This window comes from Paenarthrobacter aurescens, assembly GCF_041549525.1.
In the GTDB taxonomy this organism is placed as follows: Bacteria; Actinomycetota; Actinomycetes; order Actinomycetales; family Micrococcaceae; genus Arthrobacter; species Arthrobacter aurescens.
The window spans coordinates 215,623-238,305 of the sequence record NZ_CP157456.1 but is presented as its reverse complement, the minus strand read 5'-3'; the positions used below and the strand labels follow the sequence as shown (position 1 = coordinate 238,305).

The window sequence follows — 22,683 nt, the reverse complement described above, 5'->3', positions numbered from 1 at the left end:
GAATCCTTTGCTTGAGACCGGTCCGGGGCCGCACGCAGGAAAGCAATCGAAACCAGGCACCCCATTCACTGCGTTACGACGACTACAGGCTACGGGAATTATGGGTTTCTATCTACAAGTTAGTCATGTAATTAACGAGCTTGTCATTGACTTGTCATATATGCGGAGGGTCTCTATGACCGCTGCAGTTTTGACGCTTCTTCCCAGAGCCCGCGATAGATTTAGAAAAAGCCCCGAGTGAAGGCGTGAAAAACCATGATGACTACAGGACCGGCCGTGGATTGGGCCCGCAAGCAGGTAGAGCTCGGGCGCGTGCCCGTGGCGGTGCTGGGAATCGCTTCAAGCCGGGGCGTTGAGGACATCGTGGCGTTCGGGTCCGACGCCGGCAGGCACGCCGCAACGGATGACCACTTTGCGTTGTTCTCGGTCACCAAACCGATTACTGCCCTCACGGTGATGCGTCAGGTTGAGCTGGGGCGGTTGTCGTTGGCGGCCCCGCTCGCTGATTCCCTCCCGGGCTTCGGCGCCGGACGCACAGACACGGTCACTTTGGAGCAGTTGCTCAGCCACCGCTCGGGGATTGCTGATCCAGCGCTCGACGACGGCATTCCCCTCCGCGAAGCGCTCACCTCCGCAGGCCAGGCCTTCTACGCCGGTTCCCTGGTGCAGTACTGCAACATCGCCTTTGAAGGGGCCGCAGCCTTGGCCGAGCGGGCCGCCGGACGCCCTTTCGAAGAACAGCTCCTGGCCTTGGCAGCGGACACCGGAGCCCACGGCCTCACCTTCAACACGGAGTCCAACCCGCACACCGTCCACGGCACCGATGCTGCGGGCCTCGACGTCCAAGCCATGTATAAGAACAGGCATCCCGGCGCGGGCCTCTTCGGCACTGCCGCAGATCTGCTCAATCTGGGGTCCGAGCTTCTGCGGGATTCCGGTAACGCCGTCCGTCCAGCGACGCTTGCCGCCATGCGCCGCCCCCGGACCACCGAGGTTTCGCACATCACCACCCGCCCTAAGCCCCTCAGTCACACAGGGCTCGGATTCCAGATGCCGGCCAACCAGTCCGAGCTTTTCGCTCAGGGAATCTACGGGCACCCGGGCTGGTCCGGAACGGAGTGGTGGATGTTCCCGGAGCAGGACCGCTGCGTGGTGTTCCTGACCAACGTGCTGGACGCCCCGGAATATGGCGTGGACACGAACGAGCTGTTCAACGCAGTGGCGGCGTCCTAGCTGCTTCTGGCTGCTAGCTGCTTCTGGCTGCCCTCCCGCGCACTGCGGATACGGCCCACACCATCACGAACAGTCCCACCAGGATCAGGCCGGCGTCGCCGAGGTCTATCTCGCCCAGCCAGGTGGTGATGGGGTCCTGGAGTTCGAACGCGGAGTTCACGAACCCTCCCAGCGTGATGACGGCGATGAACAATGCCGAGACTGCCGAGATGCCGGTGATCACAGCGTTGAAGCCGAGCTTCCGCTTCGGGTTGTGAATGGCGGAGGTGTACATCTTCATCATGGCCACGCCGTTGATGGAGTCGCACAGGGTCATGGCGGCGGTGAACGCGAGCGGCAGCGCCAACAAGGCGAGAGGGGAAACACCGGCGAGTGACGCCGTCGTGGTGATGACCAGCAGCCCGATGGTAGTGGCGGTATCGAACCCCAGCCCGAACAGGAAACCGATCACGTAGATGTTCCGCGGCCGCTCCACCCTGCTGAGCGGTTTGGCGAGCAACCGGGCAACAAAGCCCTTGGCTTCAAGGTCTTCCGGACGGACTTCACCGCCTGCCTGCACGTTCTTGTACGCCTGGCTTGCGCGGACGAACGCCGAGCCGTTGAACAAACCCATGGCCAGCAGGAACAGCCCGGACACTCCGCTGCCGATCAGGCCCAGCACCTTGTTGCCCGTGGTGCCGTCCTCCATGAACTGCCCAATCAGCGTGGCCCCGGCAACCACCAGCAGCCCGGCCAGGACCACCACGGAACTGTGGCCCAGGCTGAAGGCAAAGCCCACACTCACAGGATCTTTATGCTGCGCCACGAACTTGCGGGTGGAGTTATCGATCGCCGCGATGTGGTCCCAGTCGTAGCTGTGCTTGATGCCCGCCACATAGGCGGTGATCACCAGCCCCAGTGCCAGTGGCTGCGCGCCACCGCTTGTTCCCACCAGCAAAAGCACCACGGCGGCAAGGTGCAAAGCGGCCACCGCACCAAAGGTGAACAGCAGCCGGGTCCGCAGGGACAACTGCTCCCGCTCCCGGTACATGGTGGCGAACTCGGTCATGGCAGTCATCAATACTTCCTCAGGTTCAAAGGCGCCTGCCCGTACCAGCGTTCCCTCAGAACACCGGCGCAGACACCCAGTAATGTGTTGAGTTCCTCAGTGCTGTTCGACAACGATCGCAGCACAAGCCCGGTGCTCCCGGCAATAGCCGCCGTCAAGGACACCCCGGTATAGGCATCAAAGTTCCCGGCGATCTGGTCCAGTTCGTCAGCAAGCCCTTGATCCACTCTCGGGTCCACCACCACCAACGAACCCAAATGGCTGAAGCCCTCCATGAAGCCCATGCCGGTGACGTCGTTGAGAGGTGGCCGGATCAGGAGATTGTCCAGCGCCAACAACTTCGCATCGTGTGCGTCCTCGATCCAGATCTCATTGCGCAGCCGGACCTCCTCATACTTGAAGGTTGCCCCGTCCGGCGACCACCCTGGCGTGATGACCTCCGCCATGACAAGGCTCGACGTCGGGTGGAGGCTGATGCGCGAATTCTGCCGGTAGCTCGCCTCCCGGTACGCGATCAACTGGTCCGGCATCAGTTCCAACCGCGAGCCCTCCCCCAGCCGGACGCGCATCCGCTGCTCAGCAAACGAGCCCGGGGTCCGGTACACCTTGGTAGCGGACTGCGTAGTCAGCAACAGATCCGCCCCCGCTTCAACCTCCACGTCAATCAAGAACAGGTCCGCCCCCAAATACGCCCCGCCCGGATTGACCATGACATAACAAACCTGCCCGCTCTCATCCAGGTAATGAGGCCTGAGCACCCGCAGCGCACCCTCATGGAACTGCCGAGAAGCAACGGACCGCCCACCCCGCACACTAACCCCAAGCTCCAACCGCCCCCGAACCGGCCCCTCCAAAGAAGCCAACCCAGCGTGCGGCCCCAGCTTTCCCAAAGGGCTCGGTGCGGCCCGCAACGTCCGCTGCTCGCTGCCGCGACGCGAGCCGACCGCTGCGGCGGCGGAGCCGGATTTTTGGGCCGCGGCGTGGCGGGCATCGCGAAGCGGGCACGGCCCAAAATCCGGCGTAGCCGCCGCGGCCCCGCCGATCACGACGCCAAGTCGAGCATCAGGACGTCGCGGCGGATCCAGTTGAGGACCTCGTCCAGGCCTTCGTCCGTTTTGAGGTTCGTAAAGCAGAACGGCTTGTTTCCGCGGAATTCCTTGGAGTCCCGTTCCATGACTGATAGGTCCGCTCCGACGTGGGGTGCGAGGTCGGTTTTGTTGATGATGAAGAGATCGGATTTGATCATGCCTTGGCCCGCTTTGCGCGGGATTTTTTCGCCTTGGGCTACGTCGATGATGTAGATGGAGAAGTCCACGAGTTCGGGGCTGAAGGTGGCGGAGAGGTTGTCACCGCCGGATTCGACGAAGATGACTTGGAGGTCGGGGTGCCTGACCTTGAGTTCCTCGATGGCTGCGGTGTTCATGGAGGTGTCTTCGCGGATGGCGGTGTGGGGGCAGCCGCCGGTTTCGACGCCGATGATCCGGTCCTCGGGGAGGATGCCGTTGGCGGCGAGGATTTTTGCGTCTTCGATGGTGTAGATGTCGTTGGTGATGGCGGCCATGGAAATCCCGCCACTCATGTGCCGGGTGATGCGTTCCACGAGCTGGGTTTTGCCTGCTCCGACTGGTCCGCCGACGCCGATTTTGATGGGTTCTGACATGTGTCCCGTCCTCCTGATTTAGCTCATGAACATGCGGGCGCGTTGCCGTTCGTGCCGCATTTGTGAAATTTCGAGGCCCGGGCTGACGGCCCCAAAGTCGTCCCAGCACAGCTGTGCTACATCCTTGACGGCGGCAGCAACGACGTCGTGCGCCTGCCGAAGTACCCGCTGCCCGGCGTTCTGCCCCAATGGAATGGCCCGCACGGCGTTCTGCGTCAGCGAAGTCACCGTGGCAAACAAATAGGCGGAAAGTGCCATCTCACCAGGAACCCCTAGCGACCGCGCAATAACCCCAAAAGCCAAAGGCTGATGCCCAGAGGCCAACCCCGCCCTCACGAGATCCCGATACTCCTCCAACTCCCCCGACGGGAACACTTCCCCGCCAATCTCCAACAGCCGCCCACCCATTTTGAGCGAAGCCTCCCGCACTTCCCGAGCCAACAACTGCGCAGAAAGAAAGGAGTCCAACACCCCCACATCCACCCCTTCATACAAGAACCGCAGGGCCAACCCATCGGAATAAACCAACTGCTGCCCCACAAAAGCCCGCAACCACTCCCCAAAAGACCCCTCATCCCCCACAAGCCCACGCTCGATGTAGCTCTCAAACCCAAGAGAATGAGCAAACGCCCCCGTAGGCAACGCGGAGTCGGTCAACTGTTGAAGAGCCAGCTGATATGTCGCACTCAAAGCGCACCGCGCTGGAACTTGGGCCAACAAGCGGAGGCGGGTGATAGGGGCCGCGGTGTGGAGGGCATCGCGGAGCGGGCACGGCCCCTATCACCCGCCGGAGGCTTGCCACCCCCGAAAGCCAGCACCGGCATTCCCCTAGTGCGAATGCTCAGCATGGCGGAAGGGCACCGGCATGACCCGCTCTTGCCTGTCGTAGGGGACGCCGACGCTTTTCAGATAGTCCTCAACAGTGTGGTCATACTGACAAACCATGACTTCAGCGCCGTACTCGGAGGCCGCGTCGAAGAATTGGGCTTGCAGGTGCCGGTTGCCGAGTGAGTGTGCCACGACGCCCATTTGGTGGATGCTCCGCGGCGCTATGACCAGGACGTCAGTGGGCAGCACGGAGATGATGATGACGTTGTGGTCGTCCAGGGCGAGGATGTCGCCGTCGCGGAGGTCACCGTTTCCTGCGGGGAGGCGGATGCCGAGTTCTTTGCCGTGGTCGGTGGTGACGCGTTGGATGCGTTTGACCAGCAATGAGCTGGGCAGGATTACTTTTTCTTTGTGGCGGCCTGCGTAGTTGTTGGGTTCCTCGTGGAGGTTGCCCAGGATTTTTTCGATGATCATGGTGGGTCCTAGAAGAGGAAGTAGCGCTGGGCCATGGGCAGTACGTCGGAGGGCTGGGAGGTGACTTCGACGCCGTCGACAGTCACTTTGTAGGTTTCGGGGTCGACGGCGATGTCCGGGGTTTCGCCGTTGTATTTGAGGTCCGCTTTGCTGAGGTTGCGGATGCCGCTGACGGGTTTGATGATGCGTTCGAGGCCGAGTTCGGCGGGCACTCCGGCGTCGATGGCAGCTTTGGACAGGAATGTGATGGACGTCTGTTGGAGGGCCTTCCCGTACGTGGCGAACATGGGCCGCATGGTGCGCGGTTGCGGTGTGGGGATGGAGGCGTTGGAGTCTCCCATGAGCGCGTAGGCGATCTGCCCGCCTTTGATGACGAGCTCGGGTTTCACGCCGAAGAAGGCGGGGTCCCAGAGGACGAGGTCAGCGAATTTTCCTTCTTCCACGGAGCCGATCACGTCGGCCATGCCTTGGGCGATGGCGGCGTTGATGGTGTATTTGGCCACGTAGCGTTTGAGGCGGAAGTTGTCCGATTCGGCGGACCCGTGGGTGGCTCCGGAGGGGTCTTTCAGGATGCCGCGTTGGCGTTTCATGGCGTCGGCTACCTGCCAGGTGCGGGTCACTACTTCGCCTACGCGGCCCATGGCCTGGGAGTCGGAGGAGGTGATGGCGAAGATGCCGAGATCGTGCAGGACGTCTTCGGCAGCGATGGTTTCGGCACGGATACGGGAGTCTGCGAAGGCCACGTCTTCGGGGATGTCCGGGTTGAGGTGGTGGCAGACCATGAGCATGTCCAGGTGCTCTTCAATGGTGTTTTTAGTGTACGGAAGGGTGGGGTTCGTGGAGGCGGGGAGCACGTTGGGCAGGCCCGCGATTTTGATGATGTCCGGGGCGTGTCCACCGCCTGCGCCTTCGGTGTGGAAGGTGTGGATGACGCGCCCGTTGATCGCCCGGATGGTGTCTTCCACGAAGCCGCACTCGTTGAGCGTGTCCGTGTGGATGGCCACTTGGACGTCGTATTCGTCGGCCACACGGAGGGACATGTCTATGGACGATGTGGTTGAGCCCCAGTCTTCATGAACTTTGAGACCGACGGCACCGGCACGGATCTGCTCGGCGAGGGGCTCGACGGCGGACGCGTGGCCCTTGCCGAACAGGCCGATGTTGACCGGTAGCCCTTCGGCGGCCTGCAGCATCCGGGAGATGTGCCAGGCGCCGGGGGTTACGGTGGTGGCTTTGGTTCCTTCGGCTGGGCCGGTGCCCCCGCCCACCATCGTGGTGATGCCATTGCACAGGGCGGCTGGGACCTGTTCCGGCGAGATGAAGTGGATATGAGTATCGATGCCGCCGGCTGTCAGGATTTTGCGTTCACCGGCAATGATTTCCGTGCTGGACCCGATCACAATGTCCACGCCGCTGGTGATCTGAGGGTTGCCGGCCTTGCCAATTCTGAAGATGTGGCCATCTTTCAAAGCAACGTCAGCCTTGTAGATGCCGCTGTAGTCGAGCACAATCACGTTGGTGATCACGGTGTCCGGGATGTCTTCCGAGCGGGTTAGTTGGCCGTTCTGACCCATGCCGTCCCGGATCACTTTCCCACCGCCGAACACCACTTCTTCGCCGTACACCGTGCAGTCCTTCTCGATTTCGAGGAACAGTTCGGTATCGGCCAGACGGATGGCGTCGCCGGTGGTTGGACCGTACAGCTCGGCATACTGTTTGCGGGGAATTTCGAAGCTCACTGGCCATCTCCTTCTGAAGCAGAAGCGCCGGGGCGACTTCCGCCGTCGAGCTTTCCGTTCACTGCGTTACTGAGCCCGAAAACCTCGCGCGTGCCCGCGAGCTCAATCAGCCAGACTGTTTTCCTGTCGCCGGGCTCGAAACGCGCGGCCGTGCCCGCGGGGATATCAAGGCGGCGGCCGAACGCGGCCTCGCGATCGAATTCCAAAGCGGCATTGGCCTCGGCGAAGTGATAGTGCGAGCCCACCTGGACGGGACGGTCGCCACGGTTCACCACCTCGACGGCGGTTGCCTCACGGCCGCTGTTGCATGCGATGGATCCGGGCTGGAGCCTGTATTCGCCGGGGATCATGGGGGCTCCTATCGGATGGGGTTGTGGACGGTGACGAGTTTGGTGCCATCCGGAAACGTGGCCTCGATTTGGACGTCGTGGATCATCTCCGGAACGCCTTCCATCACGTCGTCGCGGCTGAGCAGGGTGGTTCCGTAGCTCATGAGTTCCGCAACCGTCCTGCCATCGCGGGCACCTTCAATCAGCTCGTAGCTGATGACTGCCACGGCTTCGGGATAGTTCAGCTTGAGGCCCCGTCCTTGCCGGCGCCTGGCGAGATCGGCGGCCACCACGATCATGAGTTTCTCCTGCTCACGGGGCAAAAGATGCATGGTTACTCCTTGGACGCCGGGCGCTTGGACAGATTGAGTTCAGCGTAGGGAGCGGAAGTTTCGGCTACGTTTCCAAATCGTCTCAACGAGGGGTCAGTTTCCGAGGAATTGACCTCAACCAATGTTGAGGTTCTAGCATCAATGAGGTGTGCCCCTGCCAAGGCCGCCGTCCCTCGCCAGTCCCATGAAAGTGCATTGATGACCCACCCCAAGTCCCTGCCATCCGAACCAGTCGGCGAACTCTTCAAGGCCGCGTTTCGCGCTCATCCGGCAGGGGTCTCCATTGTCACCGCAATGGGCCCGGAGGGAGCAGTGGGGTTGACGGCCTCCTCGGTGGCATCGGTGGCCGTGGATCCACCCACGCTCGCGTTCTCTGTCACCGGCGGCCGCTCGGCCTCGCACATCGCAGCCGCGCAAACGATCGTGGTCCACCTCATCGGCGCAGACCACCTGGATCTCGCCCGGACTTTCGCGGACCCCGGCGCGCCACGATTCACTGATGGGATGGAGTGGGAGCTGCTCCCCACAGGCGAGCCCCTCCTCACGGAAGCCGCTTGGGCGCTGCGGTGCGAAATCATCCACCGGGCGCCGCTGGGCGGTTCCGTGCTGCTGGCAGCCAGGGTCCTGGAGATTCGGGCTACCCCGTCAGGTTCAGCTCCGCTGATTTACCACAACCGGGAGTTCCACACCCTGCTGGAGGGGATTCCGGCGTTGGGTTAGGTGTGCGATTTACGCCCGGGTTCGAGGCTCACTGCGCTCCTCAGGCTGTGGCGCCGCGAGAGCTTCTTGGAGTGAGATAGTAATCGTCCTTTGTCCCGCGATGATCGGACTCACAGGTTTGGAGTAACGAACGCCGACTTGACTTCTAAATCTATATAGTTAGATTAATCTCATGAAGAACTTGGGACGGGTCACGCCCGCTACTGCGCTTGTCCTCGAATCGCTCTTGTCAGCGGACAGCGTGTGGGGGCTGCAGATCGTCAAGGATACCGGCAAAAAGCCAGGCACGGTATACCCCATCCTGGAGCGTCTCGAAGCCGCCGGCTGGGTCCAAGGGGAATGGGAAACATCGGAGGAACGCAAAGGACCCCGACGGCGCTACTACCGCCTCCTTGCCGACGCGCGCCCTTTGGCGCGGGACTTTGTGAGAGCGCAAAGATCAAAGGCGTCATCTGCTGTACGACCAACACCTGCTTTCAATGAAGGCGGATGGAGCGCTGTATGAAGTACACGGAGGCAGTAATTGCGGCGTGCCTTGCTTTGACGCCCGCAAGGATTCGGCCACTTCGGGAAGAACAGTGGAGAGCTGACCTCCTGGATGGTCCAAGCGTCGGGATATCAACCGCCTCCTTGCTGTTTGGCGCTGCATGTTCATCCGCGGCATCGAGGTTTTACGACCTCACACATCGCGGTGGGAACCTCCTGTCGCAGATTACCAAGGAGAAAAACATGAAACTCGTCCTAGGAACACTCGGCACGGCGGTAGTGCTTGCTGGTGCCGTCGCAGTAAGCGTCCAAGCCAACGCCACGACGCCGCAGGATCCCGGGTCTCAATTGAGGGCCTCGATGGCAGAAGCCCACATCGGCGGGTATATGGGTTGGTGGAACTCAACTCCGCTCGATGGAAGCCCCCTTGGTCCCCCGGATGTGGTGGCCGTGAATACCAACACCGGAACGATCGTGGACTACTTCAACCGGGCGAAGGCTGACGCCGGCCAACAGACATTAGCTTCAGATTCCACATATCAAGTTGCACCGGACCCGACCTGGCCTGCCAGCTCTGTCGTCATTATCGACACAGCAACCGACAAAGTCATTGACAGCTTCCCGGTCGATGAAAAGGGTCGCGTCATCTACACCCTCGAAGATGGCACTAAGTTCGCTGGCTAAACCTTAGCTGGGAGTCTCCAATTGCCCCAAAGAGCACCTTAGGACACGCGAAATTGGCCAGCTGAGTGCCAACTACTATTGGATACTTCGCCACCAAATCAGCGACTTCACAGATAAACGCGGCACCTTGAATATCAACATCCAGGTGCCGCGTTTCTTTCCGTTGCAGGTTATGAGATCACTAGTAAATCGTTACGCCCGTCACTGTGACGTTCATGCCGAAGAAGAAGCAGGTGGTCCCCGGGATTACAGGACCCACCACAGAGCTGGTGTAGTACCCGCCACTGGCTGGAGTGTAGCTGACGTACCCCTGATTATTCCCTGGGCAAATCTTATAAATATTCGGCATGTAGAAGGACATGCTCCCAGAGTTGGCAAAGCAGTATTCCTTTTCATCAAAATCACGAACGATGCTGAAGAAATCCACATTGTTGCAAATCGGGTTGGTGATTAGCAACTCTGGAGTTGTCGTGAAATCTCGCTTGATGACTTTGAGATCTGCCCCCCGTGGTCGCGGGGTAGTATTTCTTGATTTCTCCCAGGTTCTTCCCATGCTCGACCATGTCCTTGACGCTGTACAAGCTCCGGACTTCGCCATCACTTAGTTTACGGCTGTTTTCAAGCGTAATGACTTCGCCGGAATCAACCGTTGGCCCTGCGGTACCTTCTCCCACGTAGACAATGCTGCCTGATGAGCTACTCTCGCCGTCAACGGCACTAGCGGCACCCGCCCCCATGCCCATCATGGCTGTCAAAACAACTGTCGAAATTATTGCGGATTTGCGAACGAATCGCATTTTATCCCCCAATGAGATGGATTAGTCTTGCTCTTACACCTCCTAAGTGCGTGCACACAGCGGAACGTGACGCTAATCACAAAATTCAAATCACTAATTTTTCCGTCCGTTCGGCGTCCAAAGGCGTCGCAAGCAACTGGGACTACCTTCTGGCTTGGCGGAAAAGAAAGGTGCCGGAACTCGCGACAGCGAATTCCCCTCTTCCCTTCGATCATATTTTTTCAGATTCAATCAACTCAGGTCCGTTGTTCCGCACACTGAACACCCGCGAACTCACAATCCTCGGTGTCAGCATTGGCTTTGGCAGCGATTTGATCAGGTGCTGAACATCAGCCTTATCTGTGAGATCCGGGTTCAGCCACTCGGCGAAATGGTCCTCCGGGATGATGACCGGAGAGCCATCGTGGACGTGGCCCAGCGCGTCCTGCGTCGTTGTGATGGGCACTGTACAGTGAGCAGCCATCGTGCCGGGTCATCCTCGGACAGTTCCGGATCCGGCCAGAACTCATACAAGCCCGCGAACCTCACCAGCGGCTCTTTTCCGGAATACAAATAGTTCGGGCTCTTCTTGCCGTCTACGGTCTTCTGCCATTCATTTAGCCTCGGCGGGAACGATTGCCCTGCGCTTGACTGCGGCTGAACGAAAAGAGGCTTTTCGAGGATTGTCTCGCGCTCCTGCGTTGGGGTAGGTGTCCGTGGTGCGGGCTGTTCTTGTGATCCATCGCCATTGAGCCAGTGGGAAGGCGCCGAGTTGGTTCTGCAACGGCACGCGCGCCGACGCGAAATCAGTCAAGGCCTTGATTTTGTCCTGGGCCATGATGCTGTACTGCTGACGCGTCTTGAGGACGCGTGAGCGCATATTTGGACATTGAGGACGCACTCCAGGTTGTTGACCGGCTCGGCTTCCATATCCGGGATGTTGGCTTGTTAGCCTCGGCCCTCGCCGGACCGGCCACCACCGTGAGGGGCGCAGAAAACTTATCCAGATCTCGCTGTGGAGGCGGCCGCGCTGCTCGAGTCCGTCGCCCGGCTTTGCCCACTTCTGGACGGCAATAAGCGAACCGCGTGGACTCTCATGGTGCTACTGCTTTGGGTGCATGGACATCGACATGACTTCACCACGGATCAGGGCTTCGAACTCGTTGTTGATGTCGCCGCGGGCACCATCGACCTGCGGGATGCTTCCGGCCTGATATCCCAGCACATGGTTCCCCGCTAGTCAGAGGGGCCCAAAGGTCCCGGCGGCCGTTAGCGCACCCTCCGCAGGAACCCGCAGCCGTCAGTTGTTCCGCCCCCGCGCCGCGACAGTCCACTGCTCCACCACAGCCCCGTCACGCACCACAACAACCTCATCCACCAGGTTCATTGTCAGGCACACATGGTTGGGAATCACCCGTAACCGCGTGCCCAGGGGCGGAAGCTCTGAAGAATCCGGCCACACAACCGTGGCGTGGTGCTCGGACAGTGCTGTCACCCTGGCTTCAGGGTATTCGGGAAGTCGCCCGTATCCGGTAGCCCAGTCCGGGCGGTCACTGCCCAGGATCTTGCTGCCGGCGTCCAGCACAACCCTGCGCACGTTACCGCCACGGGCTTCGTGCCTGCTGACAACTGTGGCGGCAACGGTCAGTGCGATGTCCTCCCAGCCGCAGCGTTCCAGTTCCAGTTGCTGGGCGTCACCGAACACATACACTCCGGGACGCAACTCAGTTGCTGCCGAGTCACCGGAAATGAGCGCGGTGGGGGTGGATCCACCACTGATGGTCTTCACACTGAAACCAGCCGAAGTCAGCGCCGCTGCGGCAAGTCCCAACGACTCGTTCTCGTTGCCCGCCGCGCCAGTGGGCATGCCGGGCCTGTAGCTGTGTCCCGGGAACGTAAAGACCCCCGACACCTTTAATCCGGCGGAGGCGGCGGCTCGGGCAACCTCCACCACATCATCGGGCAGGACGCCGCTCCGGTGATGCCCGCTGTCCACTTCGATCAGCACCTCAATCTTCCCGGCCTCTGCACCGAGTTGGCCGCCCATCGCCGTCGCGCTTTCCGCTGAGTCCACGCCTACAGCCACGCGGCTGGCAGCAGCCAGGGCCCGGAGCCGTTCCGCGTGCGGTGCTTCAACCCAGAGGGGGTACGCGATGAAGATGTCCTTCACGCCGTCCGCAGCGAACACCTCTGCTTCGCCAATGGTTGCCACAGTGATGCCCACGGCTCCAGCCGCGAGCTGCTTGCGCGCGATCTCCAACGTCTTGTGCGTCTTCACATGCGGACGGAGCCCCAGCCCGCGCCCACGCATGCTGGAAGTCATCCGTTCAATGTTCCGGTCAAGGACATCGACGTCGATCAGGACGGCGGGGGTGGTAACGGCAGCAGGAATCACGTTCATTCCTCAAACCCTAACGGCCGGGCCGCACGGGCCGGAAAGGCGGGCCCTTACGGAGCCGACTGCCTGACCCGGAGCTCAAACGCTGCGTGCGGCTGCTGCACCTGAGCCAAAGCGTCTTTGCTTTCGATCCGCTGGATGAGGAGTTCAACGGCGCGCTCCGCAATTTCCGCCCGCCCCGGCGCCACGGTAGTCAACGACGGCGATGCGAAACGCGACTCGTCAATGTCATCAAACCCGGCCACGGCGATCTCCTCAGGGACTTTCCGGCCCCGGAGCAAAAGTTCGTGCAAAGCCCCCAACGCCACAGCATCGTTCAGTCCAAAAACAGCGTCGAACTCCACGCCGCTGTCCAGCAACCTCGCGGTGGCGTCAGCACCGCCGTCGCGCCTCCAATCGCAAGGAACCACCAAAGCCGGGTCATGCTCCACACCGGCGGCAGCGAGCGCAGCCCGGTATCCGCGGAGGCGGAGGCCGTTACTGCCGGTTTCGTCGCCGTCGCGAGCGCCCAGGACCGCTATACGACGGCGGCCTCCCGCCAGCAGATGTGAGGTGACGGCCGCGGCAGCCTCCTGATTTTGGATGAGGACCATGTCCAGGCGCGGATCCTGCACGTATTCGCCCAGGAGGACCAACGGTTTCTTACCGGACGAGGCGATGATCTGATCTGCATCCAGTGCCAAGGGGATAAAAAGGAGGCCGTCCGTGAGGCTGCGGAACTGGCCCTGGAGTGCCGCTTTCTCATGCTCTGCCTCGTTACCTGACTGCTCCACCAGCACCCGGTAGCCGCGGGACCACGCCGCCTTCATGATGTCCGATGCCAACTCGGCGTAGTACGGAATGGAGAGATCGGCAAGAACCAGGCCGAGCATGCTGGTCTTCCCTGACCGGAGGCTTCGTGCCGTCAGATTCGCTTCGTAGCCGAGCTGTTCAATCGCATCAAGGACTCGCTGTTTGGTGGCGGGCCGGATGAACTCGTAATTGTTGATCACGTTGGAGACCGTTTTTAAGGACACTCCGGCCGCACGTGCAACATCGTTCATGGTCACGGCCATGCAGGGGCTCCTTCTCTGCGGTTTACTCTCGGCTCGGAGTACATCGTTGCAGATGTGTGAGCTATGCGGGATTCATCACGGCAGCAACCGCCTCAATTTCCACCAGCTGATGGTCGTAACCCAGCACCGTGACGCCCATGAGGGTACTGGGAACATCGTGGTCGCCAAAGGCCGCGCGAACTACGTCCCACGCTGCTCCTTGGAACGGGACGATGATTTCCACATTCCATCACGGCTGGTCGTTTGCCCTGTCTTGTTCCATGGCATGGGCGTAGTGTCAAAAGTAGGAGATTTCGGGTGTGGCATATGGTCCGGAGTTGAATGTCCGGGCTTTGCGCGAACACGAGCGCACTGCCGCCCAGCCGGAGACACGTGGACTCCGGCGCTGCTGGAATTGAGGCCGCATGGCCCAGAGTGACGCAGTGCCTTCAGCTGAACAGTTGCAGGATCTGCTCTTGGAAAGCCCCGGGTTCACTGAGTTCCTTCTTGGACTTGCAACCATCTCAGCGTCCTTGCTTGGGGGTGACTCGCCCATGCTGTGCGCCATAACGGTGGAGCGTAATGGCGGCCCCACCACAGTTGCCAGCAGCACAGAGGCTGCCCGGCGGCTGGATGAAAAGCAATACGAATTCGACGACGGCCCGTGCCTCACTGCGCTGCGCGAACAGCGCACGGTGTTGATCCCGGATCTTCCCTCGGACGAACAGTGGCGGCATTATGCGCAGGCCATTTCCAGTGAGGGCATCCGGACAATCATGGCTGCGCCCATTCACACTGAAGATGGGGCAAAAGCTGCCCTGAACTGCTACTCCACCGAGTTGGGGACTTTCGACCCCGCCACGGTCGCCCGGGTTGAAGCCCATGCCGGGTCCTTATCAAGGATTCTGAGGCTGGCCCTGCGTCTGCATGCCGAGGATCCGTATCCTGAACATTTGCGGTCCGCACTCAGATCGCGGGCCATCACTGATGCTGCAATTGCCCTGGTCATGGTCCAGAACCGCTGCAGCCGTGACGCCGCGCTGCGCCTCATTCAGTTGGCTTCGCGGGACAGCAATAAACGGCTTCATGAGATTGCCAGTGACATTCTGGACAGAGCCGGGACCGGCCACCAGGAAGGACGGTAGCGTCGATGGCGCGGCACACAGCGGAGGAAGTTAGATGACTGAAACCCAGCCCTCACAGCACATTTCAGGTTCTGGAATGGAAGAGGAGAGTGTCAACCTCACCGACTTCCTCGAACACCTCCAGCACCTTCTGGTGGAAAACGCCGATATCCGGGAGTTCCTCCAGGACCTCGTCTCCATGACAGCCAGGAAACTCACCAGCAAAGGCAACGTCATAGCCTGCGGAGTGACTGTTATTCGGCAGAAAAAGCCGGTTGCTGTGGCCGATAGCGATCCTTTGGCTCGCAAGTTGGACTACATCCAAAACAGCTTCGGCGACGGCCCATGCCTAACGGCGCTGCGTACGCGAACCATCGCCAATGTCCCGGACGTTCGTCAGGAAACACGGTGGCCGGACTATATGAAAGCCGCTGCCTGCACCGACGTCGGTTCTATTTTGGCTTTGCCCATGGAACTGAACAGCACGGCCGAAGCCGTAGTCAACCTTTACTCAAAGTTGCCCCATGGCTTCTCCCACGATGCAATTTTGGCTGCTGAGAGGGTCACCGCAACGGGAGCGAAGGCGTTGCACCTCGCCCTGAAGATGGCTCAGTTGCGCGATGCCCGCGAAAACCTGACGGCCGCGCTGGAGTCCCGGACGGCGATCGACACCGCAGTGGGAATTGTTATGGCGCAGAACCGCTGCAGCCGGGATGCGGCGTTCCAAATCCTGGTCAGCGCCTCAAGCCATCGCAATATCAAGTTGCGCGCAGTTGCAGAAGGAGTCATCGCCCATATTGCTGGAGACCGCAGAATTTCTGCTTCATTTGAGGAGTAGGAAAATTGCTTTCTGCAGTTCGGGTTTGGGCAGATTCAACCATTAGGCTGGAATTGCTACGCGGGAGTCCAGGACTCACAGAACTGTCGTCGGTCTTCCGACGTGAATCGGCTGGGGAGAAGACATGACAAAGAAGCAACTTCCTTTGGATGAACTCTCTGGTGCCATCGGCAGGATCCTGGGGCTACTCCTCACGGAGGAAAAAGTAGACCACGCCGTACAGAATCTCTCCCAGGCCATCAAGGAATCCGTGCCAGGAAGCTCGGGTGCAGGGGTGTCCATCCTTGATGCCCAGGCGCGGCGGAGCAGCACCGGATTTACGGACAGCATTGTGGAGCAGGCCGATCATCTGCAGTATGAGCTGGGGCAAGGACCCTGCCTTACAGCCTGGGCGTCCGAGGAAACCGTGCTCATCCGCGATGTGCACACGGATAACCGGTGGCCCGAATGGAGCGCAGCTGTCAGCAAACTGCCCATCAGGTCAGTGGTCAGCGCTCCGCTCCTGGCCAATGGACACAGCATCGGCGCTATCAAGGTCTACGCCCCGGAGCCCGCTGTTTTTGATGCAGCCACCGCCGGGCTGATGGAACTCTTCGCTTCCCCCGCCGCCACTCTCCTCTCCCACATTCAAAGCGCTGAAACACCACAACGTATCAGCGCCGGCTTGCAGGCAGCCCTGTACAGCCGGGACGTGGTCAACCGCGCCTGCGGCGTCCTCATGGAGCGCCACAAGATCACCCACGAGCGAGCCCTCCAGCAGTTGATTCTGACCTCACGGCAGAAGAACCAAAGCCTGCAGGACGTCAGCGTGGAGCTGGTAGCCGGGATCCCGGCAGACCGGAACTAGGGCCGCAGTATGGGCTTCGACAGCAACGAACCTGAGCAACGCCAAAGACTGAAGGCGGTGCTTTCGGGCGCCAGCATCACCGTAGGCGCTCTCTGGCTGCAGTACTTCAGCATCGGCGGATCAGTTGGTGAGTACGAGGTTGAGGCGTATCTCCAAGGGATGCTTTCTTTGCCCGAACTCGAACGCGATCTTCTTGCCATGGCTGCAAACGAGCTGATGTTCGGGGCTGGTCCCCGCGCACCCTACTCTGATGAGTTCCCGCCGAACGAGCAGCCATCCGGGAAAGAAAACGATTCCCCCGAGGATGGTCAGGCTTCCCCGTAGCCTGACACACACCGCTCATTTTCCTGCAACGCGCCCGCAACATACATGCGTAAAGCTGGATCTCATGGATGACGCATCCAGCGGAGGGGAGCAGAAATGAGCATTGCAAACAGGGATCTTTTCCAGGCGCTGAAGACACAGGCCAGCTTGGCACAGGCCTTCGGCACGCTGCCGGGCAGCCAGGACGAGCCGCATGCGCTGAAGCCTGGCGAGTACATAGAGGCCTGGCATAACGGCCGTCTCTATCACCGGGGCACGGTAGTCAAAACAGTAGCGGGCACTGAGCTCTTCTGGCTTCAGGACGAGACCGGGAGCCGACGCCTGCTGGACATGGAATCCATGGAAATCGTGACCAGCGAAGAGCCGGCTCCGACGCCTGCAACGCAGACACCGGAGCCCACCAGGACAGCCACCGTCACACCAATCTCGGCGTTTCCGCTCTTCACGGACGGGTCCCAGGCGATCGCCTAGGGGTTCAATTCCAGACGGATCATGCTCCAGCTCACAGCCGGAAGTTCGGCGGTGAGACGGCCGCCGTCGAGCTTTACACTGACATTCTCGGACGGCAGCACTGACGTGGAATCGTCAGCCGTCGCCTGCCAGTACGGGTCCTTGTTCGCGTACGTAACGGCCTCGATTACCCTCTTTGGGTTGAGGCTTCCGACGGCGGCGTCCAGCGTCAGCGCGTCCGTCGCCGAGCGGTTCACCACGAACACCACGGCCTGCCTGGCTTCCGCGTCCAACGTTGCCACTGCGGACAGGGCGGTGAAGCCGGCCGTCTTTTGGGTCTCCAGCAGCGGGGACTCAGCGGCAAGGTTCAGCACCGTTCCTGAGGCGTGCTGTGAAGTGAGCGCGAAGGGGTGGAACGTGGTTTGTTTCCAGGCCCGGCCACCCGGCTCAGTCATGATGGGGGCAATCACGTTGACCAATTGCGCGAGGCTCGCTGAGTGAACGCGGTCCGTGTTGCGCAGCAGCGTGATGAGCAGATCACCCACCACCACTGCGTCGGCCACCGTGTAACGGTCCTCCAGCAGCACGGGTGCCACGGGCCAATCGTCACCGGTGGGCGCCTTGGACTCATCGCGGGACATGTGCCAGACGTTCCACTCATCAAAGGAAATGTTCACCTGCTTCCCGGACTTATTCGCCGATTTCACGTGGTCAATGTGTGACACCAGATCCTTGATGAACGCCTCCATCCGGTGCCCTGCGGACAGGTGCTCCTGCAGATCCCCGAAGTCCTCGAAGTACTGGTGCGCCGAGATCAGATCCACCAGCTCGTAGGTCTCGTTGAGGACCACTCGCTCCCATTCGCCGAACGTGGGCATGGTGGGCGCCGAACTTCCACAAGCCACCAGTTCCAGATCAGGATTGACCATGCGCATTGCCCGCGCGGTTTCAGCAGCCACCCGCGCGTACTCTGCCGCTTTCTTGTGGCCGATCTGCCAGAAGCCGTCCATCTCGTTCCCGAGGCACCACATCTTTATGTTGTAAGGCTCGACGGCGCCATTCGCCTTGCGCTGTTCGGACAGGGCCGTTCCGCCCTTGATGTTGGAGTACTCCAGCAGGTCCAGAGCTTCCTGAGTGCCCCTGGTGCCCAGGTTGACGGCCATCATGGGTTCAACTCCGGCTTTCGCGGACCACTTGGCGAACTCGTCCACACCCACCAGGTTGGGGTCGCTGGAGTGCCAGGCAAGATCGAGCCTTGTTGGGCGGTCTTCCTTGGGTCCCACGCCGTCTTCCCAGCGGTAGCCCGAGACGAAGTTGCCGCCCGGGTACCGGACCGTGGAGACGCCGAGTTCCTTGGTGAGCTCCAGGACGTCGGTGCGAAATCCGTCGTCGTCCGCTTTCGGATGCCCGGGCTCAAAGATGCCCGTGTACACACAGCGGCCGAGGTGCTCCACGAAGGCCCCGAACGTCTTCCTCCTGACAGGGCCCACGACGAATGCGGGGTCGATGGTGATTTTGGCCGTGGGGTTCTCTTGGTTTCCCAAAGGGTGGGTCCTTTTCTGCTTGGCTGGTTTGCGGGTTTCTACAACGTTATAGAAACCATGCTGACGTGGCCGTGGTGCGGGAGTCAAGAGATTTCTTGCCGCATCCGCGCCCGGTCCCGCCCTTGTTCGCCTGCCTCACCGTTGTGCGGCGGGAGATTTGAACGAGAGCGGGAGCACTGCTGGCCTCTAGGCTGAGTACATGTCCTCAGTAGTCGTGAGCGCCGCATATTCTGCGCGCGCGGCCGAATACACCTCGCTCTTCGGCTCCATCAACAGCGCGCAACCGGAAGATCAGCAACTCGTTCTCGAGTGGGCCAGTGGCCTGTCCGGCAAAGTTTTGGATGCTGGCTGCGGACCTGGGCAGTGGACCAACTTCCTGCACTCTGCCGGGGTTGACGTCGAAGGGGTGGATTTAGTCCCGGAGTTCCTCGAGACTGCCAGGCAGAACTTCCCGGAAGTTCCGTTCTCTCTGGGCTCATTTGAAACGCTGCCCACACCGGATCAATCGCTGGCGGGGATCCTCGCGTGGTACTCGGTGATTCACACTCCCCCAGCCAACATTGGCCGGGTTCTGGACGAGTTTGCCCGATGCACCAAGCCCGACGGGGGCCTCTTACTCGGATTCTTCGATGGCCCGTCCGGTGAGTCGTTCCCGCATGCAGTGACTCCCGCCTACTTCTGGTCTGTGGAGGAAATGTCGGCACGACTACTGAAGGCCGGTTTCACCATGGTCAGCGCACACTCCCGCGTCGACCCCGAAGCGCGCCCCCACGCGGCGATCACTGCCATCCGCACCAAGCTCTGACTTTCAGGGCGGCAACCCTGCCTTGTTCGCCTGCCTCACCCTTGTGCGGCGGGAGATTCGAACGAGTACGGGATCCGCGCGAAGGCTCGAATCTGCCACTCTCCAAGCGCTTCCGCTTCGTGGCCAAGGATCGGGTGCTCGTGACCGAGTTCGAGGACGGCTCCTTGAAGGTCACTCATCTCCCCTGGTACCGCTCGCCCGCCCGGATCTTCAGAGGCATCCTCGAGATCCTCAGCTCATGAGCAGCCCCACACCCTCCGTCCGCCACGGCTTTGCCGAGCTGAAGCGGATGCAGCGCGGAGAATCTGCCCACAATCCGGGCACATAAAAAATCCCCCGGAACCGTGTGGTTCCGGGGGATTTGGAGGGTGGGCCCTGTGGGGATCGAACCCACGACCCACGGATTAAAAGTCCGATGCTCTACCAACTGAGCTAAAGGCCCTCCAGCTGTTGAAACAGCCATGAATACTGTACCCCAACGTCAAGGCCACTGTGGAACTGACGGTGACGTGCGCCGTCGGCAACCGTTACTCGACCCCACCAGAGCACAGGAGTACGGTGAACTCATGAGCGAACAGCCAGGATCACGTGCGTACGGCGGAGCAAACAGGCACCACAAGCCCAAGCCCTTCGCGCCCATCGATTTCGAACCGTTCGCAGGTGGTGCCGACCCCGCGCGGGTCTCGGAGGCAGCCCACCTCGCTGCCCAGGCGCTGGTCAGACGCGGCCGCGACAGTGACGACCCCAAGGTCACCCGCCGTTTGGTGAAGCTGGCGGACGAGCAGGGCCTCGAAGCCATTGCCGAAATGTGGGCCGAGAGCCCGGCACGGTCTCTGCCCGGCGCCCTCTGGCGGCTTTACGCCCTCCGCGCCGCGACTATTCAGAACCCGGAGAAAATTTCCGTCTACTTCAGGGCCGGCCGCGATACCGCACAGGTTTCCAACGTGGTGGCAGGTGCTGCCGAGCCGCCGGGAGCCGATGAAATGAAGACCATGGCTGACGCCATCCTGTCCGGTGCTTTCGACGGCGAGTTCGACGTCGCGCTGGAACGTTCCGCCGCCTTCTGCCGCGTGGTGGCGCTTGGCCAGGCGACCCTCGCCGACGGCGCCGAGCACAGCAACGAAGGCCACGCCAGCAAGCTCACGCGCAATTCCCATCAGCTGGTGAAGACCGCAGAAGACCTTGAGCACGCGGCCAATGCGTGGCGCCTGGGTGAGCTGGACTAGCCAAAAAAGGGGCTAAAGCTACCCACGTCGGACCCGGCCTGTCAATGTTGACTTAGCCCGCCTGACGGTGAAAACTAAAACTGGTGTCGAACCGCGAAACCCCCGGGCTTCAACATTTAGCCGCTTCGAGCGGCCTACCGCCGAGAGGCGTATCCGGTTCGGCACCATTTTTATGCCCGGAAGCAGAAGGCCCGGACCGGCGTTGATGCCGGCCCGGGCCTTCGCGGTGAAAACTATTTCAGTGTGACCGTGGTTTCGGCCGTTTCCTTCTTGTCGTGATCGAGGTCGCCATCGGCACCCTGAGGCGTCATGGTGACCTTGATTTCGGTTTCCTTGCCAGCGGTGTAAGCGAAGTTCTCCGCAATGTTGAAGGACTCACCCGGCTTGAGCACGAACGGGTCCTTCTCCTTCAGCTTCACGCCGGAGCTCGAAAGACCGTGCTTCTTGTAACCATCGCTGCTGGAGTCCGAGGGCATCCCGCCGAGGTACTTCCAGTCCGTGTACTTGGCGTTGGGAGTGATCAGCGAGTGGCTCAGGGGAATCTCAGCTGAGGAGGTGTTGGTCACCACGTAGTTGAGGTACACCACGGGGTCGCCCTTCTTGAGCAGGTTTTCCTTGGTGTCCTTGTCCACGAACATGCTGTCCTTGGACGCCACATCGGTGGCCACTTGGTAGATATCCACGCTGAAGCTGTCGCCCTTGACGGTGCCCAGCTTGTCTCCAGCCTCGGAGATCGGCAGCGCCCAGGCAGCAACCTTGTACGAGCCGGACGAGGTTCCGGCCCCCTCTGAAGAGGTGGAGGCCAACGGGGACGCCGAGGCTGACGTTGAAGCGGGCGCTGAGGCCGAGGAGGACGACGACGGCTCGGAAGCAGCCGTCGTCGAGCTTGCCGGGGTTCCGCCACAGGCGGTCAGGGCCATCAGGCCGGCTGCGGCGATGCCGGAAATTTTCATGACATTGTTGAGTCGCATGGTTCCCCCATTGAGTGGATTTATCAGGTGCTTCAACAGTGTCGCATGATTCCTGGGTCCGCTGCGATGGGGAGAAGTGCCCGCGACACCCCCGGGGCTTCGCGGCCGCCACCATTGGACCGGTAAAGTTGGGACCGAAACGGGCTGCGTCAAGTCACATCGCCCGTGCCCATCCGTCCCCGGCCCGGAAGCGAAATGAAGCTGCGCCTTTTTCCCCAGGAACCTGCCGGGCTTGTACTGCTCGCGCAGATGGCCGGCGTCATTGTTGCCGCGACTGGAACGCTCTCCGAAATACTCGGCGCGCCGGCCAGTGAACACCAGCGCCTCGCCGAAGAGCTCCATGAGCACGAGTCCAAATCCCTGGACCTGCATTTCGCGCTGCTGACGCATATGCGGACCAGCTTCGTGAACCCGCTCCCCCGCGAGGACATGTACACCCTCTCCCGACACCTCAATGAGGCCATGGAGAAGCTCGACGCCGCCGGAGACCTCGTGGCGCTCTACAAACTGGATCGACTGCCCAAACGCGCTGCGGACCAGCTGGAGATCATCAGCCGGCAGGCCGAGCTCACCGTGGACGCCATGCGGAAGCTGGAGGACCTGGACGAGCTCGAGGACTATTGGATTGAGATCCTTCGCTTGGCCAAACGCGCAGAACGCTCGCACCGGATCTGGGTGGCCGAGATGCTCAAGGATATGAAGTCCACTCAGTTCGCGCGGCACCGGGACATCGCCAACCAGTTGGTGGAAGTTACCAAGGACATGCGGAAGGTCGCCACCCAGGTAGGCAGCATCATCGTCAAGGAATCATGA

Annotated in this window: 28 protein-coding genes, 1 tRNA gene and 2 pseudogenes; 13 read left to right on the top strand and 18 right to left on the bottom strand. The window is 61.0% G+C overall.

Annotated elements, in window-relative coordinates; translation table 11 throughout:
• Window positions 1-255: 255 nt before the first annotated feature.
• The gene (locus tag ABI796_RS01200) at window positions 256-1,233 is read left to right on the top strand and encodes a serine hydrolase (RefSeq protein ID WP_141283385.1); all 978 of its coding nucleotides are present in this window, start codon (window positions 256-258) and stop codon (window positions 1,231-1,233) included.
• Window positions 1,234-1,246: 13 nt separating this feature from the next.
• On the opposite strand, the gene ABI796_RS01195 is transcribed toward ABI796_RS01200, so the two are convergent.
• The 8 genes from ABI796_RS01195 to ABI796_RS01160 all read right to left on the bottom strand — a co-directional run bounded on the left by ABI796_RS01195 (window position 1,247) and on the right by ABI796_RS01160 (window position 7,643).
• Window positions 1,247-2,290, bottom strand: a complete 1,044-nt coding sequence (locus ABI796_RS01195) for a HoxN/HupN/NixA family nickel/cobalt transporter (protein ID WP_141283384.1) — start codon at window positions 2,288-2,290, stop codon at window positions 1,247-1,249.
• Window positions 2,290-3,135, bottom strand: coding sequence for an urease accessory protein UreD (locus ABI796_RS01190; RefSeq protein ID WP_373092908.1), 846 nt, complete (start codon window positions 3,133-3,135; stop codon window positions 2,290-2,292). Before ABI796_RS01190 ends, ABI796_RS01195 begins: the two co-directional genes overlap by 1 nt.
• A 188-nt stretch (window positions 3,136-3,323) precedes the next feature.
• Complete coding sequence (gene ureG, locus ABI796_RS01185; protein ID WP_141283383.1) at window positions 3,324-3,941, bottom strand: urease accessory protein UreG; 618 nt, start codon at window positions 3,939-3,941, stop codon at window positions 3,324-3,326.
• A gap of 18 nt (window positions 3,942-3,959) precedes the next feature.
• On the bottom strand, window positions 3,960-4,631 hold the full coding sequence (locus ABI796_RS01180) for an urease accessory protein UreF (RefSeq protein ID WP_141283382.1): 672 nt from the start codon (window positions 4,629-4,631) through the stop codon (window positions 3,960-3,962).
• A gap of 138 nt (window positions 4,632-4,769) precedes the next feature.
• Complete coding sequence (gene ureE / locus ABI796_RS01175) at window positions 4,770-5,243, bottom strand: urease accessory protein UreE (protein ID WP_141283381.1); 474 nt, start codon at window positions 5,241-5,243, stop codon at window positions 4,770-4,772.
• A gap of 8 nt (window positions 5,244-5,251) precedes the next feature.
• Complete coding sequence (ureC, locus tag ABI796_RS01170; protein WP_141283380.1) at window positions 5,252-6,982, bottom strand: urease subunit alpha; 1,731 nt, start codon at window positions 6,980-6,982, stop codon at window positions 5,252-5,254.
• Window positions 6,979-7,332 (bottom strand): urease subunit beta, encoded by a 354-nt coding sequence (locus tag ABI796_RS01165; RefSeq protein ID WP_141283379.1) that lies wholly within the window; start codon window positions 7,330-7,332, stop codon window positions 6,979-6,981. Before ABI796_RS01165 ends, ureC begins: the two co-directional genes overlap by 4 nt.
• An 8-nt stretch (window positions 7,333-7,340) precedes the next feature.
• Window positions 7,341-7,643 (bottom strand): urease subunit gamma, encoded by a 303-nt coding sequence (locus ABI796_RS01160; RefSeq protein WP_141283378.1) that lies wholly within the window; start codon window positions 7,641-7,643, stop codon window positions 7,341-7,343.
• A gap of 198 nt (window positions 7,644-7,841) precedes the next feature.
• Here ABI796_RS01160 and ABI796_RS01155 point away from each other — a divergent pair, with 198 nt between their 5' ends.
• The 3 genes from ABI796_RS01155 to ABI796_RS01145 all read left to right on the top strand — a co-directional run bounded on the left by ABI796_RS01155 (window position 7,842) and on the right by ABI796_RS01145 (window position 9,533).
• Window positions 7,842-8,363 (top strand): flavin reductase family protein, encoded by a 522-nt coding sequence (locus ABI796_RS01155; RefSeq protein WP_141283377.1) that lies wholly within the window; start codon window positions 7,842-7,844, stop codon window positions 8,361-8,363.
• Window positions 8,364-8,535: 172 nt separating this feature from the next.
• Complete coding sequence (locus ABI796_RS01150; protein ID WP_141283376.1) at window positions 8,536-8,868, top strand: PadR family transcriptional regulator; 333 nt, start codon at window positions 8,536-8,538, stop codon at window positions 8,866-8,868.
• Complete coding sequence (locus tag ABI796_RS01145; RefSeq protein ID WP_141283375.1) at window positions 8,865-9,533, top strand: hypothetical protein; 669 nt, start codon at window positions 8,865-8,867, stop codon at window positions 9,531-9,533. Before ABI796_RS01150 ends, ABI796_RS01145 begins: the two co-directional genes overlap by 4 nt.
• Window positions 9,534-9,714: 181 nt before the next feature.
• On the opposite strand, the gene ABI796_RS01140 is transcribed toward ABI796_RS01145, so the two are convergent.
• The 3 genes from ABI796_RS01140 to ABI796_RS01130 form a co-directional block, all read right to left on the bottom strand.
• Window positions 9,715-10,086 (bottom strand): beta/gamma crystallin domain-containing protein, encoded by a 372-nt coding sequence (locus ABI796_RS01140; RefSeq protein ID WP_170224909.1) that lies wholly within the window; start codon window positions 10,084-10,086, stop codon window positions 9,715-9,717.
• Window positions 10,087-10,541: 455 nt separating this feature from the next.
• Entirely contained in the window at window positions 10,542-10,793 is a 252-nt protein-coding gene (locus tag ABI796_RS01135) for an SOS response-associated peptidase family protein (protein WP_246095767.1), read from the bottom strand.
• 129 nt (window positions 10,794-10,922) lie between these two features.
• Window positions 10,923-11,189, bottom strand: a complete 267-nt coding sequence (locus ABI796_RS01130; RefSeq protein WP_246095766.1) for a hypothetical protein — start codon at window positions 11,187-11,189, stop codon at window positions 10,923-10,925.
• Window positions 11,190-11,324: 135 nt separating this feature from the next.
• Between ABI796_RS01130 and ABI796_RS01125 the strand changes: the two are divergent.
• Window positions 11,325-11,369, top strand: a pseudogene (locus ABI796_RS01125) (hypothetical protein); the annotation flags it as partial.
• A 42-nt stretch (window positions 11,370-11,411) separates the two neighbouring features.
• Here the strand turns inward: ABI796_RS01125 and ABI796_RS01120 are convergent.
• The 4 genes and pseudogenes from ABI796_RS01120 to ABI796_RS01105 all read right to left on the bottom strand — a co-directional run.
• Window positions 11,412-11,534: a hypothetical protein gene (locus ABI796_RS01120; protein WP_281283979.1), complete on the bottom strand. Its 123-nt coding sequence runs from the start codon at window positions 11,532-11,534 to the stop codon at window positions 11,412-11,414.
• 75 nt (window positions 11,535-11,609) lie between these two features.
• Window positions 11,610-12,710: a D-TA family PLP-dependent enzyme gene (locus ABI796_RS01115; protein ID WP_141283373.1), complete on the bottom strand. Its 1,101-nt coding sequence runs from the start codon at window positions 12,708-12,710 to the stop codon at window positions 11,610-11,612.
• A 47-nt stretch (window positions 12,711-12,757) separates the two neighbouring features.
• Complete coding sequence (locus tag ABI796_RS01110; RefSeq protein WP_141283372.1) at window positions 12,758-13,762, bottom strand: LacI family DNA-binding transcriptional regulator; 1,005 nt, start codon at window positions 13,760-13,762, stop codon at window positions 12,758-12,760.
• Window positions 13,763-13,823: 61 nt separating this feature from the next.
• Window positions 13,824-13,958 (bottom strand): annotated as a pseudogene (locus ABI796_RS01105) (RidA family protein); the annotation flags it as partial.
• 226 nt (window positions 13,959-14,184) lie between these two features.
• On the opposite strand from ABI796_RS01105, the gene ABI796_RS01100 reads away from it, so the two are divergent.
• The 5 genes from ABI796_RS01100 (at window position 14,185) to ABI796_RS01080 (ending at window position 17,345) form a co-directional block, all read left to right on the top strand.
• Window positions 14,185-14,886: a GAF and ANTAR domain-containing protein gene (locus ABI796_RS01100; RefSeq protein WP_246095765.1), complete on the top strand. Its 702-nt coding sequence runs from the start codon at window positions 14,185-14,187 to the stop codon at window positions 14,884-14,886.
• 34 nt (window positions 14,887-14,920) lie between these two features.
• Complete coding sequence (locus ABI796_RS01095; RefSeq protein WP_141283370.1) at window positions 14,921-15,703, top strand: GAF and ANTAR domain-containing protein; 783 nt, start codon at window positions 14,921-14,923, stop codon at window positions 15,701-15,703.
• Window positions 15,704-15,827: 124 nt separating this feature from the next.
• Window positions 15,828-16,550, top strand: a complete 723-nt coding sequence (locus ABI796_RS01090) for a GAF and ANTAR domain-containing protein (RefSeq protein WP_141283369.1) — start codon at window positions 15,828-15,830, stop codon at window positions 16,548-16,550.
• Window positions 16,551-16,559: 9 nt separating this feature from the next.
• Complete coding sequence (locus ABI796_RS01085) at window positions 16,560-16,874, top strand: hypothetical protein (RefSeq protein WP_141283368.1); 315 nt, start codon at window positions 16,560-16,562, stop codon at window positions 16,872-16,874.
• A gap of 96 nt (window positions 16,875-16,970) precedes the next feature.
• A complete protein-coding gene (locus ABI796_RS01080; protein WP_141283367.1) occupies window positions 16,971-17,345 on the top strand; it encodes a hypothetical protein in 375 nt (124 codons plus the stop codon).
• Here ABI796_RS01080 and ABI796_RS01075 read toward each other — a convergent pair.
• A complete protein-coding gene (locus ABI796_RS01075; RefSeq protein WP_141283366.1) occupies window positions 17,342-18,868 on the bottom strand; it encodes an alpha-N-arabinofuranosidase in 1,527 nt (508 codons plus the stop codon). The genes ABI796_RS01080 and ABI796_RS01075 overlap by 4 nt on opposite strands.
• A 199-nt stretch (window positions 18,869-19,067) precedes the next feature.
• Between ABI796_RS01075 and ABI796_RS01070 the strand changes: the two genes are divergently transcribed.
• Window positions 19,068-19,673: a class I SAM-dependent methyltransferase gene (locus tag ABI796_RS01070; RefSeq protein ID WP_141283365.1), complete on the top strand. Its 606-nt coding sequence runs from the start codon at window positions 19,068-19,070 to the stop codon at window positions 19,671-19,673.
• A 369-nt stretch (window positions 19,674-20,042) separates the two neighbouring features.
• On the opposite strand, the gene ABI796_RS01065 is transcribed toward ABI796_RS01070, so the two are convergent.
• Window positions 20,043-20,115, bottom strand: a tRNA-Lys gene (locus ABI796_RS01065).
• A 124-nt stretch (window positions 20,116-20,239) separates the two neighbouring features.
• Between ABI796_RS01065 and ABI796_RS01060 the strand changes: the two genes are divergently transcribed.
• The gene (locus ABI796_RS01060) at window positions 20,240-20,899 is read left to right on the top strand and encodes a hypothetical protein (protein WP_011772972.1); all 660 of its coding nucleotides are present in this window, start codon (window positions 20,240-20,242) and stop codon (window positions 20,897-20,899) included.
• Window positions 20,900-21,132: 233 nt separating this feature from the next.
• Here the strand turns inward: ABI796_RS01060 and ABI796_RS01055 are convergent, their stop codons facing one another.
• The gene (locus tag ABI796_RS01055) at window positions 21,133-21,870 is read right to left on the bottom strand and encodes a hypothetical protein (protein ID WP_141283364.1); all 738 of its coding nucleotides are present in this window, start codon (window positions 21,868-21,870) and stop codon (window positions 21,133-21,135) included.
• Between the two features lie 195 nt (window positions 21,871-22,065).
• Here ABI796_RS01055 and ABI796_RS01050 point away from each other — a divergent pair, with 195 nt between their 5' ends.
• The gene (locus tag ABI796_RS01050; RefSeq protein WP_141283363.1) at window positions 22,066-22,683 is read left to right on the top strand and encodes a DUF47 domain-containing protein; all 618 of its coding nucleotides are present in this window, start codon (window positions 22,066-22,068) and stop codon (window positions 22,681-22,683) included.

Bases quoted from the DNA above. Each gene is read 5' to 3' on its own strand.
- ABI796_RS01090 (WP_141283369.1), top strand. From the start codon at position 15,828: ATGACAAAGAAGCAACTTCCTTTGGATGAACTCTCTGGTGCCATCGGC.
- ABI796_RS01080 (WP_141283367.1), top strand. From the start codon at position 16,971: ATGAGCATTGCAAACAGGGATCTTTTCCAGGCGCTGAAGACACAGGCC.
- ABI796_RS01085 (WP_141283368.1), top strand. From the start codon at position 16,560: ATGGGCTTCGACAGCAACGAACCTGAGCAACGCCAAAGACTGAAGGCG.
- ABI796_RS01055 (WP_141283364.1), bottom strand. From the start codon at position 21,870: ATGCGACTCAACAATGTCATGAAAATTTCCGGCATCGCCGCAGCCGGC.
- ABI796_RS01110 (WP_141283372.1), bottom strand. From the start codon at position 13,762: ATGGCCGTGACCATGAACGATGTTGCACGTGCGGCCGGAGTGTCCTTA.
- ureE (WP_141283381.1), bottom strand. From the start codon at position 5,243: ATGATCATCGAAAAAATCCTGGGCAACCTCCACGAGGAACCCAACAAC.
- ureG (WP_141283383.1), bottom strand. From the start codon at position 3,941: ATGTCAGAACCCATCAAAATCGGCGTCGGCGGACCAGTCGGAGCAGGC.
- ABI796_RS01135 (WP_246095767.1), bottom strand. From the start codon at position 10,793: ATGGCTGCTCACTGTACAGTGCCCATCACAACGACGCAGGACGCGCTG.
- ABI796_RS01070 (WP_141283365.1), top strand. From the start codon at position 19,068: ATGTCCTCAGTAGTCGTGAGCGCCGCATATTCTGCGCGCGCGGCCGAA.
- ABI796_RS01155 (WP_141283377.1), top strand. From the start codon at position 7,842: ATGACCCACCCCAAGTCCCTGCCATCCGAACCAGTCGGCGAACTCTTC.
- ABI796_RS01140 (WP_170224909.1), bottom strand. From the start codon at position 10,086: ATGGGAAGAACCTGGGAGAAATCAAGAAATACTACCCCGCGACCACGG.
- ABI796_RS01195 (WP_141283384.1), bottom strand. From the start codon at position 2,290: ATGACTGCCATGACCGAGTTCGCCACCATGTACCGGGAGCGGGAGCAG.
- ABI796_RS01095 (WP_141283370.1), top strand. From the start codon at position 14,921: ATGACTGAAACCCAGCCCTCACAGCACATTTCAGGTTCTGGAATGGAA.
- ABI796_RS01145 (WP_141283375.1), top strand. From the start codon at position 8,865: ATGAAGTACACGGAGGCAGTAATTGCGGCGTGCCTTGCTTTGACGCCC.
- ABI796_RS01130 (WP_246095766.1), bottom strand. From the start codon at position 11,189: ATGCGCTCACGCGTCCTCAAGACGCGTCAGCAGTACAGCATCATGGCC.
- ABI796_RS01050 (WP_141283363.1), top strand. From the start codon at position 22,066: ATGAAGCTGCGCCTTTTTCCCCAGGAACCTGCCGGGCTTGTACTGCTC.
- ABI796_RS01060 (WP_011772972.1), top strand. From the start codon at position 20,240: ATGAGCGAACAGCCAGGATCACGTGCGTACGGCGGAGCAAACAGGCAC.
- ABI796_RS01165 (WP_141283379.1), bottom strand. From the start codon at position 7,332: ATGATCCCCGGCGAATACAGGCTCCAGCCCGGATCCATCGCATGCAAC.
- ABI796_RS01200 (WP_141283385.1), top strand. From the start codon at position 256: ATGATGACTACAGGACCGGCCGTGGATTGGGCCCGCAAGCAGGTAGAG.
- ABI796_RS01160 (WP_141283378.1), bottom strand. From the start codon at position 7,643: ATGCATCTTTTGCCCCGTGAGCAGGAGAAACTCATGATCGTGGTGGCC.
- ABI796_RS01115 (WP_141283373.1), bottom strand. From the start codon at position 12,710: ATGAACGTGATTCCTGCTGCCGTTACCACCCCCGCCGTCCTGATCGAC.
- ABI796_RS01150 (WP_141283376.1), top strand. From the start codon at position 8,536: ATGAAGAACTTGGGACGGGTCACGCCCGCTACTGCGCTTGTCCTCGAA.